Here is a 21,843-nt window from a genome sequence, read left to right on the forward strand (position 1 = left end):
CACCTACGGAGCGAGACAGACTAAAGTCACATAATATAAAAAAGGCGGAAAAACCGCCTTCTGTTAAAATTATTTTTCAGTAAGTGCTGCAAGTCCTGGCAACTCTTTACCTTCAAGAAGCTCCATGCTTGCGCCTCCACCTGTAGAAATCCATGAAAACTTGTCTGCACGACCAAGGTTGATAGCTGCAGCAGCTGAGTCACCGCCGCCAATGATTGATTTAACGCCTGGTTGTTTCACAATAGCGTCCATCACACCGATTGTACCAGCTTGGAAGTCAGGGTTTTCAAAGACACCCATTGGACCATTCCAAACAACTGTTTTCGCACCAGTCAATTCTTGGTCAAACTTAGCGATTGATTTAGGACCGATATCAAGTCCAAGGAAACCAGGGTCTACCGCTTCACCGTCAGTATCTTTCACTTCAGTGTAGTCCGCAAAAGCATTTGCTTCTTTAGAGTCAACTGGCAAAATGAGTTTACCGTTTGACTTTTCAAGGAGAGCTTTTGCAATGTCTAATTTATCTTCTTCTACAAGTGAGTTACCGATTTCGATACCTTGTGCTTTGTAGAAAGTATAAGTCATACCACCACCGATAAGCACTTTATCAGCTTTTTCAAGAAGATTTTCGATAACACCAATCTTATCTGATACTTTAGAACCACCTAGGATTGCTAGGAATGGACGAACTGGATTTTCAACAGCTTCTTTGATATAAGCAATTTCGTTTTCAAGAAGAAAACCTGCAACTGCTTTCTCAACGTTTGCTGAGATACCTACGTTAGATGCATGAGCACGGTGAGCTGTACCAAATGCATCATTTACAAAGATACCGTCTCCAAGGCTTGCCCAATATTTACCAAGTTCTGGATCGTTTTTAGATTCTTTCTTGCCGTCAACATCTTCAAAACGAGTGTTTTCAACAAGAAGAACTTCACCGTCTTTAAGGGCATTGATAGCTGCTTCAAGCTCTGCTCCACGAGTTACTCCTGGAAGGAAAGCAACATCTTGACCTAATTTTTTAGCTAAATCAGCCGCAACTGGTGCAAGAGATTTTCCTTCTTTATCAGCTTCTTCTTTCACACGTCCAAGGTGAGAGAAAAGAATAGCACGTCCACCATGTTCAAGGATATACTTGATTGTTGGAAGAGCAGCTGAGATACGGTTGTCGTTTGTGATAACTCCGTCTTTAAGCGGCACATTGAAATCAACGCGAACAAGGACTTTTTTGCCTTTCAATTCAACGTCTTTAACAGTAAGTTTTGCCATGTTACAAAAACTCCTTTTTCTATTTTATACGAAACTATTATATCATATTTTCTAAAAGTTTTCTTGATATAAAGAAAGTTTTCACAAAATAATTTGACTAAAATATGAAATCTAAATACGAAAGAGCCGAGAAGGCTCGACTCTTTATTATTCTACTGGAGTAGTTTCTTCCACAGGTTCTGTTACGGTTGTATCTTCGATAATTTCGACTTCATTGACAGCTTGCGGTTCAAGGTTACGGTAACGAGCCATACCTGTACCAGCTGGGATGATTTTACCAATGATAACATTTTCCTTGAGACCAAGCAAGTGGTCTTTCTTACCACGGATAGCCGCGTCTGTGAGGACACGAGTGGTTTCTTGGAAGGAAGCAGCTGACAAGAAACTATTTGTTTCAAGAGATGCTTTAGTAATTCCCATGAGGACTGGGCGAGCAGTCGCAGGAACTCCTCCAGAGATAACCACATCACGGTTAGCATCGGTAAAGTCTGTGATATCCATGAGTGTACCCATGAGAAGGTCTGTATCTCCTGGATCCATGACACGCACTTTGCGAATCATCTGGCGAACCATTACCTCAATGTGTTTGTCACCGATTTCTACCCCTTGGCTACGGTAAACCTTTTGTACTTCAGCAAGCAAGTAAGTTTCAACAGACAAGACATCACGAACAGCCAGCAAGTGCTTAGGCTGAATAGACCCTTCTGTCAAAGCAGCACCACGAGAGATTTTATCTCCTACAGCCACTTTCATGCGAGCTGTAAATGGTACAACGTATTCTCCTTCACCAGTTGCACCCTTAACAAAGACTTTCTTAGTCCGAGTAGAAGCATCTTCTTCAATTGCAGTCACTTCGCCTTTAACTTCAGTAATAACTGCTTCCCCTTTCGGATTGCGGGCTTCAAAGATTTCTTGGACACGAGGAAGACCTTGTGTGATATCGGTATTAGAGGCAACACCACCCGTGTGGAAAGTACGCATTGTAAGCTGTGTACCAGGTTCACCGATAGATTGGGCAGCAATCGTTCCGACTGCCTCACCGACTTCAACCGCATCACCCGTTGCCAAGTTGATACCGTAACAACGACGGCAAACTCCATGACGTGTATTACATGTAAAGACAGAGCGAATAGTGACTTCTTCGACACCAGCGCTAACAATCTCATGCGCCATATCTTCTGTAATCAATACGTCTGGACCAACGATGACTTCGCCTGTTTCAGGATGTTTAACAGATTTCTTCGTATAACGACCAATCAAGCGTTCTTCTAATGGCTCAATCATTTCTTTACCATCAGTAATTGAGCGGATAACAAGACCACGATCGGTTCCACAGTCGTCTTCACGGATAATCACATCTTGCGCCACATCAACCAAACGGCGAGTCAGATAACCTGAGTCAGCTGTTTTAAGGGCTGTATCAGTCATCCCTTTACGAGCACCGTGAGTAGAGAAGAACATTTCCAAAACAGACAAACCTTCACGGAAGTTAGATAGAATAGGCAATTCCATGATGCGGCCATTAGGAGCGGCCATCAAACCACGCATACCAGCAAGTTGTGAGAAGTTAGAAATGTTACCACGGGCTCCAGAGTCCATCATCATAACGATTGGGTTCTTAGAATCTTGGTTGGCAACCAAACGTTTTTCCAATTTTTCACGAGCTGCACGCCATTCAGCAGTAACTGCATTGTAGCGTTCATCGTCTGTAATCATACCACGGCGGAATTGTTTGGTGATTTGTTCCACACGTTTGTGAGACTCTTCGATAATTTCTGCCTTATCTTCAACGACCGGAATATCAGCAATCCCTACTGTCAAGCCTGCTAACGTTGAATGATGATAGCCGAGATCCTTCAGACGGTCAAGGAAAGCAGATGTTTCAGTTGTACGGAAACGTTTGAAGATTTCAGCAATGATATTTCCAAGATTTTTCTTCTTGAATGGTACATTTAATTCTAGCTTACTGATAGCTTCTTTGACATCTTGACCAGATTCTAAGAAATACTTAGCTGGCACACCTTCTGCCATGTTTGAAGCATTTGGCTCTTGCAAATATGGCAATTCATCTGGCATGATATCATTGAAAAGAATCTTACCCACTGTTGTCAAGAGGATCTTGTGTTTTTGATTTTCTGTCCATGGTTTGTTTAAACTATCCGTCGCAATCCCAACACGCGTATGTAAGTGAACATAGCCATTACGGAGAGCCATTACAGCTTCATCACGGTCTTTAAAGACCATTCCTTCTCCTTCACGACCAGCTTCTTCCATAGTCAGGTAGTAGTTCCCCAAGACCATATCCTGTGAAGGGGTTACTACTGGCTTACCGTCTTTTGGATTGAGGATGTGTTCGGCTGCCAGCATGAGAATCCGTGCTTCTGCTTGAGCTTCTTCTGACAAGGGCACGTGGATAGCCATTTGGTCTCCGTCAAAGTCGGCATTATAAGCCTCACACACAAGTGGGTGCAAACGAAGAGCCTTCCCGTCAATCAAGACTGGCTCAAATGCTTGAATTCCTAATCTGTGAAGCGTCGGTGCGCGGTTAAGGAGCACTGGGTGTTCTTTAATCACATCTTCTAAAATATCCCAGATGCGTTCATCATTCCGTTCTACCAAGCGCTTAGCAGCTTTGACATTTTGCACAATATCACGCGCGACAATTTCACGCATGACAAATGGTTTGAAGAGTTCAATAGCCATTTCACGTGGCACACCACATTGGTACATCTTGAGTGTCGGACCAACTGCAATAACCGAACGTCCTGAGAAGTCAACCCGTTTACCCAGCAAGTTTTGACGGAAACGTCCTTGTTTCCCTTTGAGCATGTGACTCAATGATTTGAGCGGGCGGCTTCCTGGTCCAGTAATAGGACGACCACGACGACCATTGTCAATCAGAGCATCAACCGCTTCTTGCAACATCCGCTTTTCATTTTGCACGATGATTCCAGGAGCATTTAGTTCCAAAAGACGTGCTAAACGATTATTCCGATTGATAACACGACGGTAAAGGTCGTTCAGGTCAGAAGAGGCAAAACGTCCACCGTCCAACTGAAGCATTGGACGTAAGTCTGGCGGAATAACTGGCAAGATGTTTAAGACCATCCATTCTGGCTTGTTACCAGATTTTTGGAAGGCATCTAAAACATCCAAACGACGAATAGCCTTGACACGTTTTTGTCCAGTTGCCGTTTTTAATTCATCTTTGAGCTCTGCAATTTCTTTTTCCAAATCTACTTGTTTCAAGAGATCTTGAATTGCTTCAGCACCCATTTTTGCAACAAAGGAACCTTGACCATATTCTCGTAAGCGTTCACGATATTCCCGCTCTGTCATAATGGATTTATGCTCAAGTGGCGTATCTTTTGGATCAATCACCACATAAGCTGCAAAATAGATGACTTCTTCAAGAGCACGAGGACTCATATCCAAGGTCAAGCCCATTCGGCTTGGGATTCCTTTAAAATACCAAATATGAGAGACAGGTGCTTTCAACTCAATATGTCCCATACGTTCACGACGAACTTTAGTACGAGTTACTTCAACACCACAACGGTCACAAATGATTCCTTTATAACGAATCCGTTTATATTTTCCACACGCACATTCCCAGTCTTTTGTAGGACCAAAGATGACTTCATCAAAAAGCCCTTCGCGTTCTGGTTTTAGTGTGCGGTAGTTAATTGTTTCAGGTTTCTTCACTTCTCCATAAGACCAAGAGCGGACTTTACTAGGAGAAGCTAGGGTGATTTGCATACTTTGAAAACGATTTACATCAACCACTATTTCTTACCTTTCTTTATTATCTATTGAATCAGTTCTTATTCTTTCCCTTCAGCATCAAAAGCGGCTTTTGCTTCTTGTGCTGCTTTTTCACGTGCTTTTTCAAGATCGTCTACATGAATCACATCATCATCCATGCCTTCATCCAAGTCACGAAGTTCGACTTCATTGTCGTCTTCATCAAGGACACGCATGTCAAGACCAAGTGATTGCAATTCTTTTACAAGGACACGGAAGGATTCTGGAACACCTGGTTTTGGAATTGGCTTACCTTTGGTAATGGCTTCATAAGCTCTCAAACGACCATTGATGTCATCTGACTTGTAAGTCAAGATTTCTTGAAGGACGTTAGAAGCACCGTAGGCTTCAAGAGCCCAAACTTCCATTTCTCCAAAACGTTGTCCACCAAACTGCGCTTTACCACCAAGAGGTTGTTGCGTAACGGTTGAATAAGGACCAACAGAACGGGCATGGAGCTTATCATCAACCATGTGGTGGAGTTTGATCATGTACATGACACCAACGGACACACGGTTATCAAACGGTTCGCCAGTACGTCCATCATAAAGGATTGTCTTAGCATCGCTATCCATACCTGCTTCACGAACGGTTTCCCAAAGATCATCTGAGCTAGCCCCGTCAAAGACTGGCGTTGCAATGTGGATACCAAGGTTACGAGCAGCCATACCGAGGTGCAGTTCCATAACTTGTCCGATATTCATACGTGACGGCACCCCAAGAGGATTCAACATGATATCAACTGGTGTTCCGTCTGGAAGATACGGCATATCCTCAACTGGAACGATACGGGAAACAACCCCTTTATTTCCGTGGCGTCCGGCCATCTTATCTCCAACGCGGATCTTTCGTTTTTGAGCAATGTAAACACGCACCAACATGTTGACACCAGATTGCAATTCATCACCGTTCGCACGAGTAAAGATTTTCACATCACGGACAACCCCTGCACCACCATGTGGTACACGAAGGGAAGTATCACGTACTTCACGAGATTTATCACCGAAAATTGCATGAAGCAGGCGTTCTTCAGCAGATAAGTCTTTTTCACCTTTCGGCGTTACTTTACCGACAAGAATGTCGCCTTCTTTTACCTCAGCACCAATGCGGATAATTCCCATTTCGTCAAGGTCTCTCAAAGCATCTTCACCGACGTTTGGAATTTCGCGCGTAATTTCTTCAGGTCCAAGCTTTGTATCACGTGTTTCTGATTCAAATTCCTCCAAGTGAACAGATGTGTAAACATCGTCTTTCACTAAACGCTCACTCATGATAACGGCATCTTCAAAGTTGTAACCTTCCCATGTCATATAAGCAACGATTGGATTTTGTCCAAGTGCCATTTCACCTTTTTCCATAGAAGGTCCGTCTGCGATAAAGTCACCTTTTTCAACTGTATCGCCAACTTTTACCAGCGTACGTTGGTTGTAAGAAGTACCAGAGTTTGAACGGCGGAATTTCGTAATATGATAGACATCAAGTGAGCCATCTTCACGACGAACTTCAACTTTGGCTGCATCAGAATATACAACTTTACCGTCGTGCTGTGCAATAATCGCCGCACCAGAGTCATGAGCTGCTTGGTATTCCATACCAGTACCAACATATGGTGCATGCGGATCAATCAACGGTACGGCTTGACGTTGCATGTTGGCACCCATGAGGGCACGGTTAGAGTCGTCATTTTCAAGGAACGGAATACATGCTGTCGCAACCGCAACTACCTGCTTAGGTGATACATCCATGAAATCCACTTGATCTGAAGGAAATTCTTGGTTGTTCCCTTGGTGACGCCCCATGACAATCGCTTCTGCAAAACGACCATCTTCTGTTAATTTAGAATTTGCTTGCGCTACGATAAATTCATCTTCTTCGTCCGCTGTCAGCCAAACGATTTCATTGGTGACCAGACCTGTTTCACGATCCACTTTACGATACGGCGTTTGGATAAAGCCATATTTATTCAAGTGCCCATAAGAAGACAAGTTATTGATCAAACCAATGTTTGGTCCTTCAGGTGTTTCAATTGGACACATACGTCCATAGTGGGTGTAGTGCACGTCACGCACTTCATATCCAGCACGGTCACGAGTCAAACCACCAGGTCCCAAGGCTGACAAACGGCGTTTGTGAGACAATTCAGACAGTGGATTATGTTGGTCCATAAATTGAGACAATTGAGATGAACCAAAGAATTCTTTGATAGCTGCTGTGACTGGGCGGATATTGATGATTTGTTGCGGTGTCAACACTTCATTATCTTGCACACTCATGCGCTCGCGAACATTACGCTCCATACGAGACAATCCAAGACGTACTTGGTTAGCAAGCAATTCACCAACGGCACGAATCCGACGATTTCCCAAGTGGTCAATATCATCCACACGACCAAGTCCTTCAGCGAGGTTCAAGAAGTAATTCATCTCAGCCAAAATATCTGCTGGCGTAATCGTATGAACTCGATCTCCTGGGTTGGCATTACCAATAATAGTCACCACACGATCTGGATCAGTTGGCGCCACCACTTTGAATTTTTGAAGAACGACTGGATCCGTCAATACAGCTGCATCATTTGGAATATAAGTAATTTTATTCAAATCACCGTCCAAGTATTCTGCAATGCTATCAATGACACTACGTGTCATAACAGTTCCAGCTTCAACCAAGATTTCACCTGTTTCTGGATCTACCAAAGGTTCTGCAATCGTTTGATTTAACAAACGTGTTTTAATGTTTAATTTTTTATTGATTTTATAACGACCAACTGCCGCCAAGTCGTAACGATGTGGATCAAAGAAACGAGCGACCAATAGACTACGTGAACTATCAGCTGTTTTAGGCTCACCTGGACGAAGACGTTCATAGATTTCTTTAAGCGCTTCATCGGTACGTGAATCCATTGGATTTTTATGAATATCCTTTTCAATCGTGTTGCGAACGAGATCGCTGTCGCCGAAAATGTCAAAGATTTCATCATCGCCAGAAAAACCAAGCGCACGAACAAGTGTCGTAAACGGAATCTTACGAGTACGGTCAATCCGAGTATAAGCAATATCTTTTGAGTCTGTTTCCAGCTCTAACCAAGCTCCACGGTTAGGAATGACAGTTGAACCATAACCAACTTTACCATTTTTGTCTACTTTATCGTTGAAGTAAACACCTGGAGAACGAACGAGCTGTGATACGATAATCCGCTCACCACCGTTGATGATAAACGTTCCCATTTCTGTCATGATTGGGAAATCGCCAAAGAACACTTCTTGGGTCTTGATTTCACCAGTTTCTTTATTAATCAAACGGAAAGTCACAAAAATAGGTGCAGAATAGCTGGCATCATGGATACGTGCTTCTTCTAAAGTGTATTTAGATTCTTTAATTTCATAACCAACAAACTCTAGCTCCATTGTATCTGTAAAGTTTGAGATAGGAAGTACATCTTCAAATACTTCTTTCAAACCATGGTCAAGAAAATCTTTGAATGAATCTGTCTGGATTTCAATCAAATTTGGTAAATCAAGAACTTCCTTGATTCTTGAAAAACTACGACGAGTACGGTGTTTCCCGTATTGAACTTCATGTCCTGCCAAGTTTTTTACTCCTTCTTCTTTCTACATTCTCTATTACATGATAGAGTAGCAATTTTCATTTGTCCTTTGTAAGTAATTTTCAGAATCTTTAAGTTTTGATAACAAACCACAAAAATCCTAAAAATAGGCACAAAAAGAGCAGCTAAATCTGACTCTAAAAGTATGATTTAACTGCTGTAAGCTTTATATGGACAATATTTCAAATAAAGCAGACGACAAATTATTAGTAATATTATACCTTATTTAACTCTGCTTTTCAAGTTTTTTACTTATGAAAGTGTTTTTATTTACCTTTATTTAGCGTCCGCCTAAAAGTGCTGCCCAAGCTTTTTGATAATCACTATCTGTACCACCGATTCCAAATTTATAGGTGGTCATCGGAGCACCGTTTTTTGCCCAATAGCTAGTAACTGTCTGTCCGGTCAGGTTCATACTGCGACCATTGACTGTTACTGCGCCAGCTCGTTCACCCGTTGCTTTAAGAACATTGGACTTAATGACACTAGAATCTAGATTGAACTTGTCACCAACTCCCCAGAGACTTGGGTCGGCTTGATAAATTGCATTTACTAGTTGAGCCATATACTGCGCATTGTTGTTGTAACCAGTCAAAGCTGCCATTGAAGCATTATTGTCATGACCAATCCAACCACCTAACGTTAATTTAGGAGTGGATACCATGAGCCACATGTCACCATTACTGTTAGTCGTACCCGTTTTACCAATCCAATCAGCACTAGCTAAACCGCTATTAATCTGCGTTAAACGAGATTTGAAGGTCGTCGTAGCACCCGAACTCAATACCCCACGCATAAGACTTTGCATAATCGTCGCCGTTGCCTTAGAGTAAACCTGAACAGGTTTTGCTTTGTGTTCATAGACAACTTTCCCGTTTTTTGTCGTAATCTTTTCAATCATATAGCGCTCTTGGTATGCCCCATTATTGGCTAAAGTTTGGAAACCATTGGTGTGTTGGGCGACAGATACTTCAATACCTCCTCCCATTGGCAGACTTTCAATATCATAATTTTCAATTTGATAGCCCATTTTCTCCATGTACCCTTGGACATTAACTCCTTTGTCACGAAGCAATTTATAAGTCCAATAAGCTGGAATGTTCCAAGAAGTATTCAAAGCTTCCTGCAAATCCATCATGGCTGTACCACGGCTATCTACGTGCATAATTGGCTCACCGCTAGAGAAATTTGCAGGGTAGTTAGACAGCATGCTGGCACTTCCCATAAGCCCTTGGTCTATAGCAATACCATAGGCTAAAATCGGCTTAATGGTTGAGCCTGGTGAGCGCTCTGTATCAAATGCATGGTTGTTCTGGTTAGAAGCATAATCACGTCCTCCCACAAACCCCAAAATAGCTCCTGTACGATTATCCATGAGGACATTTCCAGCTTCGACTGCACCTGTTCCATCATCTAAGACACTACCAAAATTAGCTACTGCATTTTGCATTGCATTATGCACATTCTTATTAATAGTTGTGGTGACAGTGTAGCCGCCTTCACTCAACTCTTTCGCAGCTAGTTCTCTGTAAGCTTTCACTGTTGCATCATTTTTCAACTCTTGCTGTGAAACATTGTCACGTTTGATTAAGTAATCATACATTGCTTTTTGAGCTTCTTTCATAGCAACGTAATATAGATAGTCATGTGTTCTTGCCGAAGTCGTATCACTTGGTAAAAAGTCTCGTTTTAAATCATAATCTTTATACAATTGGTACTCGTTTTTACTAATCGCACCTGTTCGGTACATATTGTAAATAACATTTTTCGCACGATTGAGACCAAAAGTCATATCTTTAGCACTTTTCAGGCTACCGTCAGCTGCATAAGGAGAGTAAACAATCGGACTTTGTGGTAAACCGGCAATAAAAGCTGCTTGAGGAATTGTCAATTTGCTGGCAGGAACTCCAAAAATTCCTTGTGCAGCTTCTTCCACACCAGCAATATTTTGCCCTTTGTTATTTCTCCCAAACGGTGCCACATTCAAATAAGTCGTTAAAATATCGTCTTTGCTCATGTAGCGTTCTAAAGCCAGCGCATCAATGATTTCTGATGCTTTACGACTAAAGGTCGGAGCATCGCCAACAACTTGTTGCTTGATTAACTGTTGAGTTAAGGTAGAACCTCCACTTGAGGAACCAATCCCTGCAACAGAGCCTAGCGTCGCCCGCAAAACAGCTTTTGTGACAACCCCATTGTGCTTCCGAAAATTCTCATCTTCTGTCGCAATGACTGCTTTTTTCACATTGTCAGAAATATCTTTACTCTTAATTGGCACTCGCAACAAATCACTATCAATGGCTGAAATGGAGCTGCCATCAGCATATTTTAATTCAGAAATAGTTGAAATATCTTGAATTTTTTTGATGAGCTCTTCTTTTTTAGGAGTTTCAACCTTGTCAAAGATTCGTGCACCATATCCTAATGCAATGCCTCCACCAAACAAGCAACCTAAAAAAACAAATACAAAAAAGACATTTGATAATAATTTCAGAGTACGAAGGACAGTCTCGCCAACACTCCAAAGTGTCCAGCTTTCTTTTTCATTTTTGCTAGGACGATCTGTTTGAAAAAAATTCTCAAACAATCGTTTGATCTTTTCAAAAACTTGTTTACTCATTCTTTCTCCTTGAACGTTCTCTGCCTATTATAGCAAATTTATGAAACTTCTGACAACAGGAAAGGCAATCCTTGGCTAGAATCATTGTTTTTTTAAAATTATTTTTGCAATTTTACTACATTCTAATGGCTGTTTGTGATACAATGTTACAATAACTAGAAATTTTATAAAGGAGAGACAGACATGCACATTTTTGATGAGCTAAAAGAACGTGGTTTGGTTTTTCAAACAACTGACGAAGAAGCGTTGCGCAAAGCCTTAGCGGAAGGAAATGTTAGTTTTTATTCTGGCTATGATCCAACAGCTGACAGCCTGCACCTCGGTCATCTTGTACCAATCCTTGTCATGAAACATTTACAGTTGGCAGGTCACAAACCCTACGCTCTCGTCGGCGGTGCAACTGGCTTAATTGGCGATCCATCATTTAAAGATACAGAGCGGAGTTTACAAACAAAAGACACAGTTGAGGGCTGGGTACGGAGCATTCAAGCGCAAGTATCGCGTTTTCTTGATTTTGACAATGGTGATAACAAGGCTGAAATGGTCAACAACTACGACTGGTTCTCTGATATTAGCTTTATTGACTTTCTGCGCGATGTCGGAAAATATTTCACCGTCAACTACATGATGAGTAAAGAATCCGTAAAAAAACGAATTGAAACAGGGATTTCTTATACCGAGTTTGCTTACCAAATCATGCAAGGCTATGACTTTTTTGAGCTAAATCGCCAATACGGTGTCACTTTACAAATCGGTGGTTCTGACCAATGGGGCAATATGACTGCTGGTACTGAATTGCTTCGTCGGAAGGCAGACAAAACAGCTCACGTTATTACAGTGCCCCTTATCACAGACGCAACCGGTAAGAAATTTGGTAAGTCAGAAGGCAACGCTGTATGGCTCAATGCTGATAAGACCAGTCCTTACGAAATGTACCAATTCTGGATGAATGTCATGGACGCTGATGCCGTTCGTTTCCTTAAAATTTTCACTCTTCTTCCGCTTGATGAAATCGAAGAAATCGGGAAACAATTTGAAGCAGCTCCACATGAACGTTTGGCACAAAAAATCTTAGCGCGAGAAGTCGTTACACTCGTGCACGGTGAAAAAGCCTACAAAGAAGCACTCAATATCACCGAGCAGCTTTTTGCCGGAAATATCAAAAATCTTTCTGTCAAAGAGCTGAAACAAGGACTTCGCGGCGTACCAAATTATCAAGTGAACGCAGATGATAATCTCAATATCGTAGAACTTTTGGTAACGGCTGGCGTTGTCAACTCTAAACGCCAAGCGCGTGAAGATGTCCAAAACGGCGCTATTTATGTCAATGGCGATCGCATTCAAGACCTTGACTATACATTAACTGACGCTGACAAATTGGAAAACGAACTGACCGTTATTCGTCGTGGTAAGAAAAAATATTTTGTTTTGACTTACTAAATAGGAAAAAGAGCAATCAACTACTACATCGTTGGTTTATTGCGCTATATACTTTGAAGCTAGAGCCTTTTCGCTCCAGCTTCTTTTCATTCTCACTAGCAAAAAGCATATTACCATAGTGCTTGCTTTAGCTCCAACCGCTTTAAAAGTGTGGTTCATTTTAAAATTTCCTTTCTTTATCTACTTGTCAAAGCATTTCTCACATGTTACACTAGACACAGAAATTGATGAAAGAGAAAACGCATGAAACCCAAACTTAAACGCTTTGAAACGGCTAAGCTTTTTTCTTGCCCTTTTTGTCAGCAAGCCTTGTTTTTATCAGAAAATAGTCTCAAATGCAAAAATAAGCATTCCTTCGACTTGGCAAAGTTTGGCTATGTCAACTTGGCTCCACAGGTGAAGCAATCAAAAGACTACGATAAATCCAACTTTCAAAATCGACAATTGATTCTCGAAGCAGGATTTTACCAGCCAATTTTGAAGAAATTACTAGAAATTTTATCATCTTTACCACAACATGGTAATCTGCTGGACATTGGTTGCGGAGAAGGCTATTATGCTCGAAATTTGCAAGCACAATTACCAGATAAACATATCTATGCATTCGATTTGTCAAAAGAGTCTATTCAACTAGCAGCCAAAAGCGACCACAGCCTGACGGTAAATTGGTTTGTTGGAGATCTGGCGCACATCCCTATTCAAGATGCTAGCATGGATATGATTTTAGACATCTTCTCTCCTGCCAATTACCAAGAATTTCAGCGCGTCTTGCAGAAAAACGGCTTGCTCATTAAGGTGATTCCTAGCAGCCAACACTTGCAAGAAATTCGTGGTATCGTTGCCGAGCAATTAACCAACACAAATTATTCCAACCACAAAATCATTGAGCATTTTGAAGAAGCCTTTACCATTACGAATTCTTATGACGTTGCAGCCACTTTCAGCTTGAGAGAAAACGAGAAAGCGGCACTTCTTCACATGACACCGCTTCTTTTTAATATTGACATTGATAAAATAGATTGGTCACCATTAACTGGCATCACGATTGCTGCAAAGATTTTAGTTGGTCAACAGAAATAAAGCAAAAAGAGGTGAAAACAGATTGCTGCGAGATACAGCAGTCTATTCAACCTCTTTTTATACGCCTCGATTAAAAGCTAACCAAATCATTCCCAAAGCTAAAACAATATAAGCAATCAACGCCAATAACCGTTGTCCCACTTGATAAGCTCTTCTTTCCCCGCGGACTGGGAAAATAACAGCACAGAGAGCGCCTCCGACTGCACCACCTAAGTGACCTGCCAGACTAATTCCCGGTGTCAAACTCAATACCAAATTCATAACTAGAAGAACTAAGTATGACTGGCCGAGTTGCTGAATGTAAGGATTTCGCACCGCGTAGCGCAAAGTAATAATAGCACCAAAAATCCCAAACAAAGATGTAGAGGCGCCTGCTGCCACAGCACTTGGAGTGAAAAAAAAGACAAAGACATTTCCTAAAATACCAGACATCAAGTACAGAAACAGAAAATTCCACGAGCCAAAAATATCCTCAGCTTGTCGTCCGATAAAATACAGCGTAATCATATTCATCACAAAATGCTCCAAGCCGATATGAACAAAAATCGCCGATACCAAGCGCCAAATCTGACTTGGAAAATATTGAATCGTTCGACCATTCATTGCCCCAAATTCATAAATCGTTTGGGTACTAGCATAATTAAAGCCACGCAACAGAAACATTGCTAGGAAAACTCCTGTCGTGATAAGCAACAATAAGCTCGTTACTGGATAACGTTTATCATAAATTTTATTCACAAATCAATACCTCCTGAACGGGAATATCACAATCATCTGGTTGAAAATCAACTAACTGGTAAGGATAAATTGTACTTACTGTCATCCCTTTAAAATCAGCCAAATAGCGGTCATAATAGCCACCTCCATAGCCAATACGATAGCCTTTTTTGTTAAAAGCAACACCTGGAACATGAATCAAATCAATATGAGATTTTTCCACCGCTCGTTCACTTCTTGGTTCCCAGATACCAAAAACAGTCAATTCCAAGTCATTTGGATTATAATCTACAAAAGTCATGCGCCCTTCGGGATAAGTCTTAGGGACCAAAACCCGCTTGCCATCTGCTTGAGCCTGCCTGATGAAAAGACTTGTGTCAAACTCGTGTGGCAAAGATAAATAAACCGCAACTGTTCTAGCTTGTTGATAAGTAGAAGATTCCAGCAAGTACTGAGTGAGCAAAGCATCTCTCTGCTGTTTTACTATCAATTCCTGCTCTTTCATTTTTCTGACTATAGTTTTGCGCAAATCTGCCTTCATTTATCTTCTCCTCAATCAGAAACATTATCAACATTCCCAGCCCATCATTCATTAACTTTTGAACTTAAAAACTTCCCAAATTTTTCAATAGCAAAAGGCAAGGCTGCTTCATCTGGCGCCATTTTAGGATGATGAAGTGCATAAGGACTATCAATCCCCAGCCAGAACATCACACCCTTGACTTTACTGAGCAGATAACCAAAGTCCTCACCGGTCATTGCAGGTAAAATATCAATCATGTGCACACCATTCTCTTTTTGGAAAAAATTCATACATTCAGCAGCCAGTTCAGAATCGTTTTCCACAGGAAGATAACCACCTTGTTTCAGCTCCAAATCAAGCTCTACACCAAAAGACTGGGCTACTCCTTCAGCGATTTCCCGCAGGCGTTTTTGAGTGAGCAAATTCATCTCCTGCGTCAATGTTCGAATGGTTCCGTGCAGAAAGGCAGTTTCAGCAATCACATTATTCGTTGTTCCAGCATGGAATTCACCAAAGGTGACGACAGCTCCTTCAATCGGATCTACATTGCGACTCACAATAGTCTGAACCTGAGTGATAAAATAGCTAGCTGCTACCAAAGCGTCATTAGCATTATGTGGAAATGCAGCATGACCACCCTTGCCCTTAAAAGTTAATTTAACTTCACAAGTCCCTGCAAAAAGTGTACTAGTATTCGTAGCAATATCTCCTACCTTGAGGTCAGGTCGCACATGAAGCCCATAAAATTCATCTGGCAACCAATCGCCAAAGGCTCCATCTTCATACATCAGCATACCCCCAGCTTCATTTTCCTCAGCTGGCTGGAAAAGAAAAAGTAGATTATTCTTAGGCTGCTCAGTAGTTAATTTCTCCAACAAACCCAGAGCGATTGTCATGTGCATATCATGCCCACAGGCATGCATACGTCCCTCATGTTGACTAGCAAAGGCAAACCCTGTCTCCTCAACAATCGGCAAACCGTCAATATCTGTCCGCCAGCCAATCGTCTTAGTAGGTGTACTCCCTTTGATAAAGACTAAAATTCCCGTACGCCAGGTCCGAATCTCAACGAAATCCAAGCCAGCAGTCAACTCATCAATTATTCTCATCAGATAGGCATGAGTCTTATACTCTTCCAGCCCAATTTCCGGAATTTGATGCAAGTCTCGGCGAATTTTTTGATAATCAATCATACATTTCCCTCTTTAAAGCGTCCGAAGAGCGTCTTCCAATGCTGTTTTCTGCTGGGTTTGTTCATCAATTTTCTTAATCACACGCGCAGGCACACCGGCTACAACAACATTTTCTGGCACATCTTTCGTCACAATAGCCCCTGCAGCGACGACAGAACCATTGCCAATCTGCACTCCTTCAATAACGACAGCATTGGCCCCTATCAAGACATCGTCCCCCACTCGGACAGGATCTGCGCTGGCAGGCTCAATGACACCGGCAAGAACAGTCCCAGCACCCACGTGGCTGTTTTTTCCAACAATAGCTCGACCACCCAAAACGGCTCCCATATCAATCATCGTTCCAGCACCAATTTCAGCTCCGATATTGATAACAGCTCCCATCATAATCACAGCATTATCACCGATTTCCACCTGGTCGCGGATAATAGCGCCTGGCTCAATCCGAGCATTGACCTCACGCTTGTCTAACAGCGGCACGGCAGAGTTTCGGGCATCCTGCTCCACCACATAGGTTTTATTCTCTTCTAGATTAACCAAAAGAGGTTTAATTTCTTCCCAGTCACCAAATAGAACATTGCTCAATTTGACAACAGAATTCGGCACTTCGCCCGCTAGTTTTCCTTCAAAAGTCACTTTTACATTTGTCTTTTTCTTAGCATCCGCTATAAACTGAATAATTTCCTGTGCGGTCATTTTAGTAGCTGGCATAAGCATTCCTCACTTTGATTTAGTATTAAGGGTTATTATAACATAAAATCAAGCATTTCATAATATGAAAGCAAAAGAGGGTGGGACAGAAATCAGTAGTTTCGTAGAAACTTGATTTCTGTCCCATCTCCGCACGGTTGAGTAGGGCTGTAAAAGTTGATTTATCAACGTATTAGAGTCCACTCAACCACTGCGTCTTATAATTCTAACTATATAAAACAAAGGAAGCTGGGCACTTTGGTCTCAGCTTCTTTCGTTAAATTTATTGGATGTTCTTCAACATATTTTCGATGTGCTCAATGGATTTTTCACGTCCAAGCAGGTAGATAGTGTCTGGTAATTCTGGACCGTGCATCTCGCCTGAAACAGCAATACGAATTGGCATAAAGAGGTTCTTTCCCTTGATACCCGTTTCTTTTTGTACTGCCTTGATTTGCGGGAAGATATTTTCTGACTTGAAGTCTTCATCACTCATAGCTTCCAATTTTTCTTTAAAGGCTTTCAAAACCGTTGGTACCGTTTCGCCTGCCATAAACTCTTTTTCTTCTGCCGTTAGCTCTGGAAAATCTTCAAAGAAAAGGTCTGTGAGCGGTACAATTTCATCTACAGATTTCATTTGTGGCTTATAGAGTTCAACCAACTTTTCAGCTTTGTTAGTCAAACGACCAGCCGCTTCCAAGTAAGGTTTCGCCATATCAAAAATGGTTTCAAAATCCGCATTTTTAATGTATTCATTGCTCATCCAGTCTAATTTCTTTTGGTCAAAAGCTGCTGGAGATTTGCTGAGACGATGTTCATCAAAGAGTTGGATCAATTCTTCGCGAGAGAAGATTTCATTTTCACCGCCAGGATTCCAGCCAAGGAGGGCAATAAAGTTAAAAACAGCTTCAGGCAGGTAGCCTTTCTTACGGTAATCTTCTATAAATTGAAGGGTGTTTGTATCACGTTTGGACAATTTCTTACCCGTTTCGGAGTTAATAATCAAGGTCATGTGACCAAATTGTGGTGCTTCCCAACCGAGCGCTTCGTACACCATGAGCTGCTTAGGGGTATTGGCAATGTGGTCATCTCCACGAATAACATGGGAAATTTTCATCAGATGGTCATCCACCACAACCGCAAAATTATAAGTTGGATAGCCGTCTTTTTTCTGGATAACCCAGTCACCACCGATGTTGCCACCTTCAAATTCAATCTCACCTTTGACAAGATCATTCCACTTGTAAATCCCAGATTCATTGACTGCAAGACGGACTGTTGGAATAATGCCTGCCGCTTCACGCTCTGCGATATAAGCTGCTTTTTCATCTTCAGACATTCCCAGATATTCATTGATGTAACGAGGTGTTTCTCCAGCAGCTTCCTGACGCTCACGCTCTGCTGCCAACTCTTCCTCCGTCACATATGATTTGTAAGCCAAGCCTTTTTCAAGTAACTCATTGATATAACCTTGGTAAATGTCCAAGCGTTCAGATTGGCGATATTTTTCATGCGTTTCTGGGCTTTCATCCCAATCAATTCCTAACCAACGCAGATTTTCCAACTGCGAACGCTCCCCGTCTTCCACATGACGTTTACGGTCAGTATCTTCAATCCGAATGATAAAAGTTCCGCCGTAGTGACGAGCGTAAAGATAATTAAAGAGCGCAGTCCGCGCATTCCCAATGTGTAACAGTCCCGTTGGACTTGGTGCATAACGCACACGAATTTGATTCGCCAATTGTATGTCTCCTAATTTTTATCTTATATTTTCAACAGGAAAAACCTGTTTTTATTTCAAACGTTACTATTATACCACATAGTTGTCGAAAAGAAATAACAGAAACGATGAAACTTTATTATTCTTCCAATCATTTACAGAATTTCCTTAGCAATGTAGAAGCCACCGTCTGTCTCACCTATCAATTCACTGCTCAGTTACACTGACTTACCCAAACACCTTCTTCAACACTTCACCAATCGTTGTTACATCAATAACTTCAATAGTTTCGGGAATGTTCAATCCGTTCAGAGAGTTTTTAGGAGCGTAAACTTTGGTGAAGCCCAGCTTAGCAGCTTCATTGATACGCTGCTCAATGCGATTGACACGGCGGATTTCGCCCGTCAGACCGATTTCACCAATAAAACATTCTTGTGGATTCGTTGGCAAATCTTTATAACTCGAAGCAATTGCAACGGCAACAGCTAAGTCAATAGCTGGCTCATCTAATTTGACACCGCCTGCTGACTTGAGGTAGGCATCTTGATTTTGCAATAATAACCCTGCTCGCTTTTCCAAAACAGCCATAATCAGACTAGCACGATTGAAATCCAATCCTGTCGTTGTCCGCTTGGCATTGCCAAACATGGTCGGTGTCACCAAAGCCTGTACTTCCGCAAGGATTGGACGCGTCCCCTCCATAGTCACCACGATAGAAGAGCCTGTTGCCCCATCTAAACGCTCCTCTAAGAAAACCTGACTAGGATTGAGCACTTCAACCAGACCACCTGACTGCATCTCAAAAATGCCGATTTCGTTGGTCGAACCGAAACGATTTTTGACCGCCCGCAAAATACGAAAAGTATGCTGTCGCTCACCTTCAAAATAAAGTACCGTATCCACCATGTGTTCCAAGGTTCTAGGTCCAGCCAGCGTTCCTTCCTTGGTCATATGGCCCACGATAAAGGTGGCAATATTGTTGGTTTTTGCCAACTGCATCAGCTCCGCTGTCACTTCTCGGACTTGTGAAACCGACCCTTGCACGCTGGAAATTTCTGGCGAAATAATCGTCTGAATAGAGTCTATAATCAAGAAATCTGGCTTAATTTTTTCAATCTCAGCACGAATCTGATGCATATTGGTCTCGGCATAAAGATAAAACTCACTGTCAATATCGCCTAATCGCTCCGCACGCAACTTAATCTGCTCAGCAGACTCTTCCCCACTGACATACAATACCGTTCCCTTGTGAGATAGTTGGGTCGAAACCTGCAATAAAAGGGTAGATTTCCCAATACCGGGATCTCCTCCGATTAGAACTAAACTTCCTGGCACCACGCCGCCACCCAAGACGCGGTTAAACTCATCCATATCTGTCTTGGTACGGTTGACATTGATAGAAGTCACCTCCGCTAACTTCATCGGTCGACTTTTTTCACCCGTCAGCGAAACACGCGCATTCTTAACCTCTGTAACTTCAACCTCTTCGACAAAAGAAGACCAAGCACCACAATTCGGACAACGCCCCAGATACTTGGGCGAATGGTATTCACAATTTTGACAAACAAATGTCGTTTTTTTCTTGGCTATGATAGATTCCTCTTTCTTAATGCCCAGTACTTCCAAAACCACCTGTCCGTACACCGTCTGCTTCATCATTATCAGTAAGCAAAAATGGTGCAAAGACAGCTTGAACGATACGATCTTCTTCTTCTAAAACCACTTCTTGATCTGTAATGTTCTGCATTTGCGCAAAAATGTGCCCTTCATTTCCCGAATTGCCATAGTAATCCCCGTCAATAACGCCCACAGAGTTAATCAAAACTAATCCTTTTTTACGTGGATTAGAGGAACGATCATAAAGATAAAGCACCTCACCAGCCTGCATATAGGCCTTGACACCTGTCGGCACCAACTTAATCTCTTTTGGCGCAATCACTGTACGCTCTGCCACTTTTAAGTCATAACCAGCCGCATGAGCCGTCTCACGCTTTGGCAGTAAATTTTTATTTTTAAAGCTTGAAACAAGCTCAAAACCACGAATTCGCATATTTTTCTCTTTTCTACATTTGCTTCCCCTATTATACTAAATTCGTAAACAACACGCAAAATGCAGGTCATTCTTCAACCTGCACTTTTGAAGTTATTTCAGTTCATTCAAAAATCGAATGACTTGCTCGTTGGCATCCACCTCAGCTTTCACTCCAAAAGGAACAATTGCTCTTGGGGTAGCATGTCCAACACTTAAGTTATATAAAATAGGAATATCTGTATCAATGACATCAAGCAGGATTTGTTTATATTCTCCATAATAAGTTTCATCCATTGGTTTTCCGACAAGAATCCCATTTAAAACAGAAAAAATCCCTGTCGCCTTTAAGGCTTCTAGCATTTTTCGATATAAAATTGGTTCTGGTTTTTCCTCACTGGTTTCCAACAAAAGAATTTTTCCTTCCCACTCTGAAAGACTGGGAAATAGCTGATAGTGAGCACACAGTTCAATCGTATCCTCATGTCTTGTATTATCAAATATCTGATAAAGCGACTCCAAACATCCTCCTAAAATTTCCCCTTCAAATGTTGCTTTTCCTTTCAGCAATTCAAATCCCTGATTTTCATGACGAATCCGTTTCGTTCCTAAGGCTTTTTCACTAAAATCCGTCCTCTCATCATACCAGACATTGCTCGGTCTGATTTCTGAGATAGTCCCTGTTCCAATCAGTTCCTTAAAATATGAAAGCGTATAAGGCAGCATTTCTTCCTCTAACTCACAAACATCAGCAAGAAATGACTGACCATAAAAAGTCTTGACCCCCAACTTATGGAGCATGAGGTGATTCATAGTAGTGTCTGAAAAGCCTAAAAATACTTTCTGATTCACAACCTTTTTTAATTGGTTATCTTCAAACAAATAGGGTAGCAATCGATACGTATCATCTCCACCAATAGCACATAAAATCATATCAATTGAAGGATCTTCAAAAACTTGAATCAAATCTTGCGCTCTCGATTCAGGATGGTCTTTCAGATAATCCATTCCTCTTTGTGCGTTCTCTGAAAACATCACTTCAAGTCCCAAGTCTTTCAAGCGCTTCAATCCCAGCTCAACCTCATGCCTAACGAAATTTTCTCCAATGATTCCGCTTGATAAACTGACAATTCCTACTTTCTTTATCATCTAAT

The 21,843-nt window shown here is 41.7% G+C and carries 14 protein-coding genes; 2 read left to right on the plus strand and 12 right to left on the minus strand.

The window, feature by feature from the left end; translation table 11 throughout:
- Positions 1-69: 69 nt before the first annotated feature.
- The 4 genes from IYQ23_RS04490 to pbp1b all read right to left on the minus strand — a co-directional run bounded on the left by IYQ23_RS04490 (position 70) and on the right by pbp1b (position 11,297).
- The gene (locus tag IYQ23_RS04490; protein WP_195674220.1) at positions 70-1,269 is read right to left on the minus strand and encodes a phosphoglycerate kinase; all 1,200 of its coding nucleotides are present in this window, start codon (positions 1,267-1,269) and stop codon (positions 70-72) included.
- A 147-nt stretch (positions 1,270-1,416) separates the two neighbouring features.
- A complete protein-coding gene (gene rpoC / locus IYQ23_RS04495) occupies positions 1,417-5,055 on the minus strand; it encodes a DNA-directed RNA polymerase subunit beta' (protein WP_195674221.1) in 3,639 nt (1,212 codons plus the stop codon).
- A gap of 38 nt (positions 5,056-5,093) precedes the next feature.
- Positions 5,094-8,660 (minus strand): DNA-directed RNA polymerase subunit beta, encoded by a 3,567-nt coding sequence (gene rpoB, locus IYQ23_RS04500; protein WP_106101063.1) that lies wholly within the window; start codon positions 8,658-8,660, stop codon positions 5,094-5,096.
- Between the two features lie 297 nt (positions 8,661-8,957).
- Positions 8,958-11,297, minus strand: coding sequence for a penicillin-binding protein PBP1B (pbp1b, locus tag IYQ23_RS04505; RefSeq protein ID WP_195674222.1), 2,340 nt, complete (start codon positions 11,295-11,297; stop codon positions 8,958-8,960).
- 183 nt (positions 11,298-11,480) lie between these two features.
- Between pbp1b and tyrS the strand changes: the two genes are divergently transcribed.
- Both tyrS and IYQ23_RS04515 read left to right on the plus strand, forming a co-directional pair.
- On the plus strand, positions 11,481-12,737 hold the full coding sequence (gene tyrS / locus IYQ23_RS04510) for a tyrosine--tRNA ligase (RefSeq protein WP_195674223.1): 1,257 nt from the start codon (positions 11,481-11,483) through the stop codon (positions 12,735-12,737).
- A 243-nt stretch (positions 12,738-12,980) separates the two neighbouring features.
- Positions 12,981-13,817, plus strand: coding sequence for a putative RNA methyltransferase (locus tag IYQ23_RS04515; protein ID WP_003033459.1), 837 nt, complete (start codon positions 12,981-12,983; stop codon positions 13,815-13,817).
- Positions 13,818-13,874: 57 nt separating this feature from the next.
- On the opposite strand, the gene IYQ23_RS04520 is transcribed toward IYQ23_RS04515, so the two are convergent.
- From IYQ23_RS04520 to IYQ23_RS04555, 8 genes are all read right to left on the minus strand, one after another.
- A complete protein-coding gene (locus IYQ23_RS04520; RefSeq protein ID WP_003027031.1) occupies positions 13,875-14,555 on the minus strand; it encodes a rhomboid family intramembrane serine protease in 681 nt (226 codons plus the stop codon).
- A complete protein-coding gene (locus tag IYQ23_RS04525) occupies positions 14,548-15,075 on the minus strand; it encodes a 5-formyltetrahydrofolate cyclo-ligase (RefSeq protein WP_003032207.1) in 528 nt (175 codons plus the stop codon). The genes IYQ23_RS04520 and IYQ23_RS04525 overlap by 8 nt, the downstream gene beginning before the upstream one ends.
- A 44-nt stretch (positions 15,076-15,119) precedes the next feature.
- Positions 15,120-16,250, minus strand: a complete 1,131-nt coding sequence (locus IYQ23_RS04530; protein WP_195674224.1) for an N-acetyldiaminopimelate deacetylase — start codon at positions 16,248-16,250, stop codon at positions 15,120-15,122.
- 12 nt (positions 16,251-16,262) lie between these two features.
- Positions 16,263-16,961: a 2,3,4,5-tetrahydropyridine-2,6-dicarboxylate N-acetyltransferase gene (dapD, locus tag IYQ23_RS04535; RefSeq protein ID WP_195674225.1), complete on the minus strand. Its 699-nt coding sequence runs from the start codon at positions 16,959-16,961 to the stop codon at positions 16,263-16,265.
- Between the two features lie 262 nt (positions 16,962-17,223).
- Positions 17,224-18,681, minus strand: a complete 1,458-nt coding sequence (gene gltX / locus IYQ23_RS04540) for a glutamate--tRNA ligase (RefSeq protein ID WP_022525987.1) — start codon at positions 18,679-18,681, stop codon at positions 17,224-17,226.
- Positions 18,682-18,888: 207 nt separating this feature from the next.
- Complete coding sequence (gene radA / locus IYQ23_RS04545; protein ID WP_126468029.1) at positions 18,889-20,286, minus strand: DNA repair protein RadA; 1,398 nt, start codon at positions 20,284-20,286, stop codon at positions 18,889-18,891.
- Entirely contained in the window at positions 20,267-20,710 is a 444-nt protein-coding gene (locus tag IYQ23_RS04550; protein ID WP_049507000.1) for a dUTP diphosphatase, read from the minus strand. The genes radA and IYQ23_RS04550 overlap by 20 nt, the downstream gene beginning before the upstream one ends.
- A 93-nt stretch (positions 20,711-20,803) precedes the next feature.
- Entirely contained in the window at positions 20,804-21,838 is a 1,035-nt protein-coding gene (locus tag IYQ23_RS04555; protein ID WP_195674226.1) for a S66 family peptidase, read from the minus strand.
- Positions 21,839-21,843: the final 5 nt, after the last annotated feature.

This window comes from Streptococcus sp. HF-100 (assembly GCF_015594635.1).
Taxonomy (GTDB): domain Bacteria; phylum Bacillota; class Bacilli; order Lactobacillales; family Streptococcaceae; genus Streptococcus; species Streptococcus vaginalis.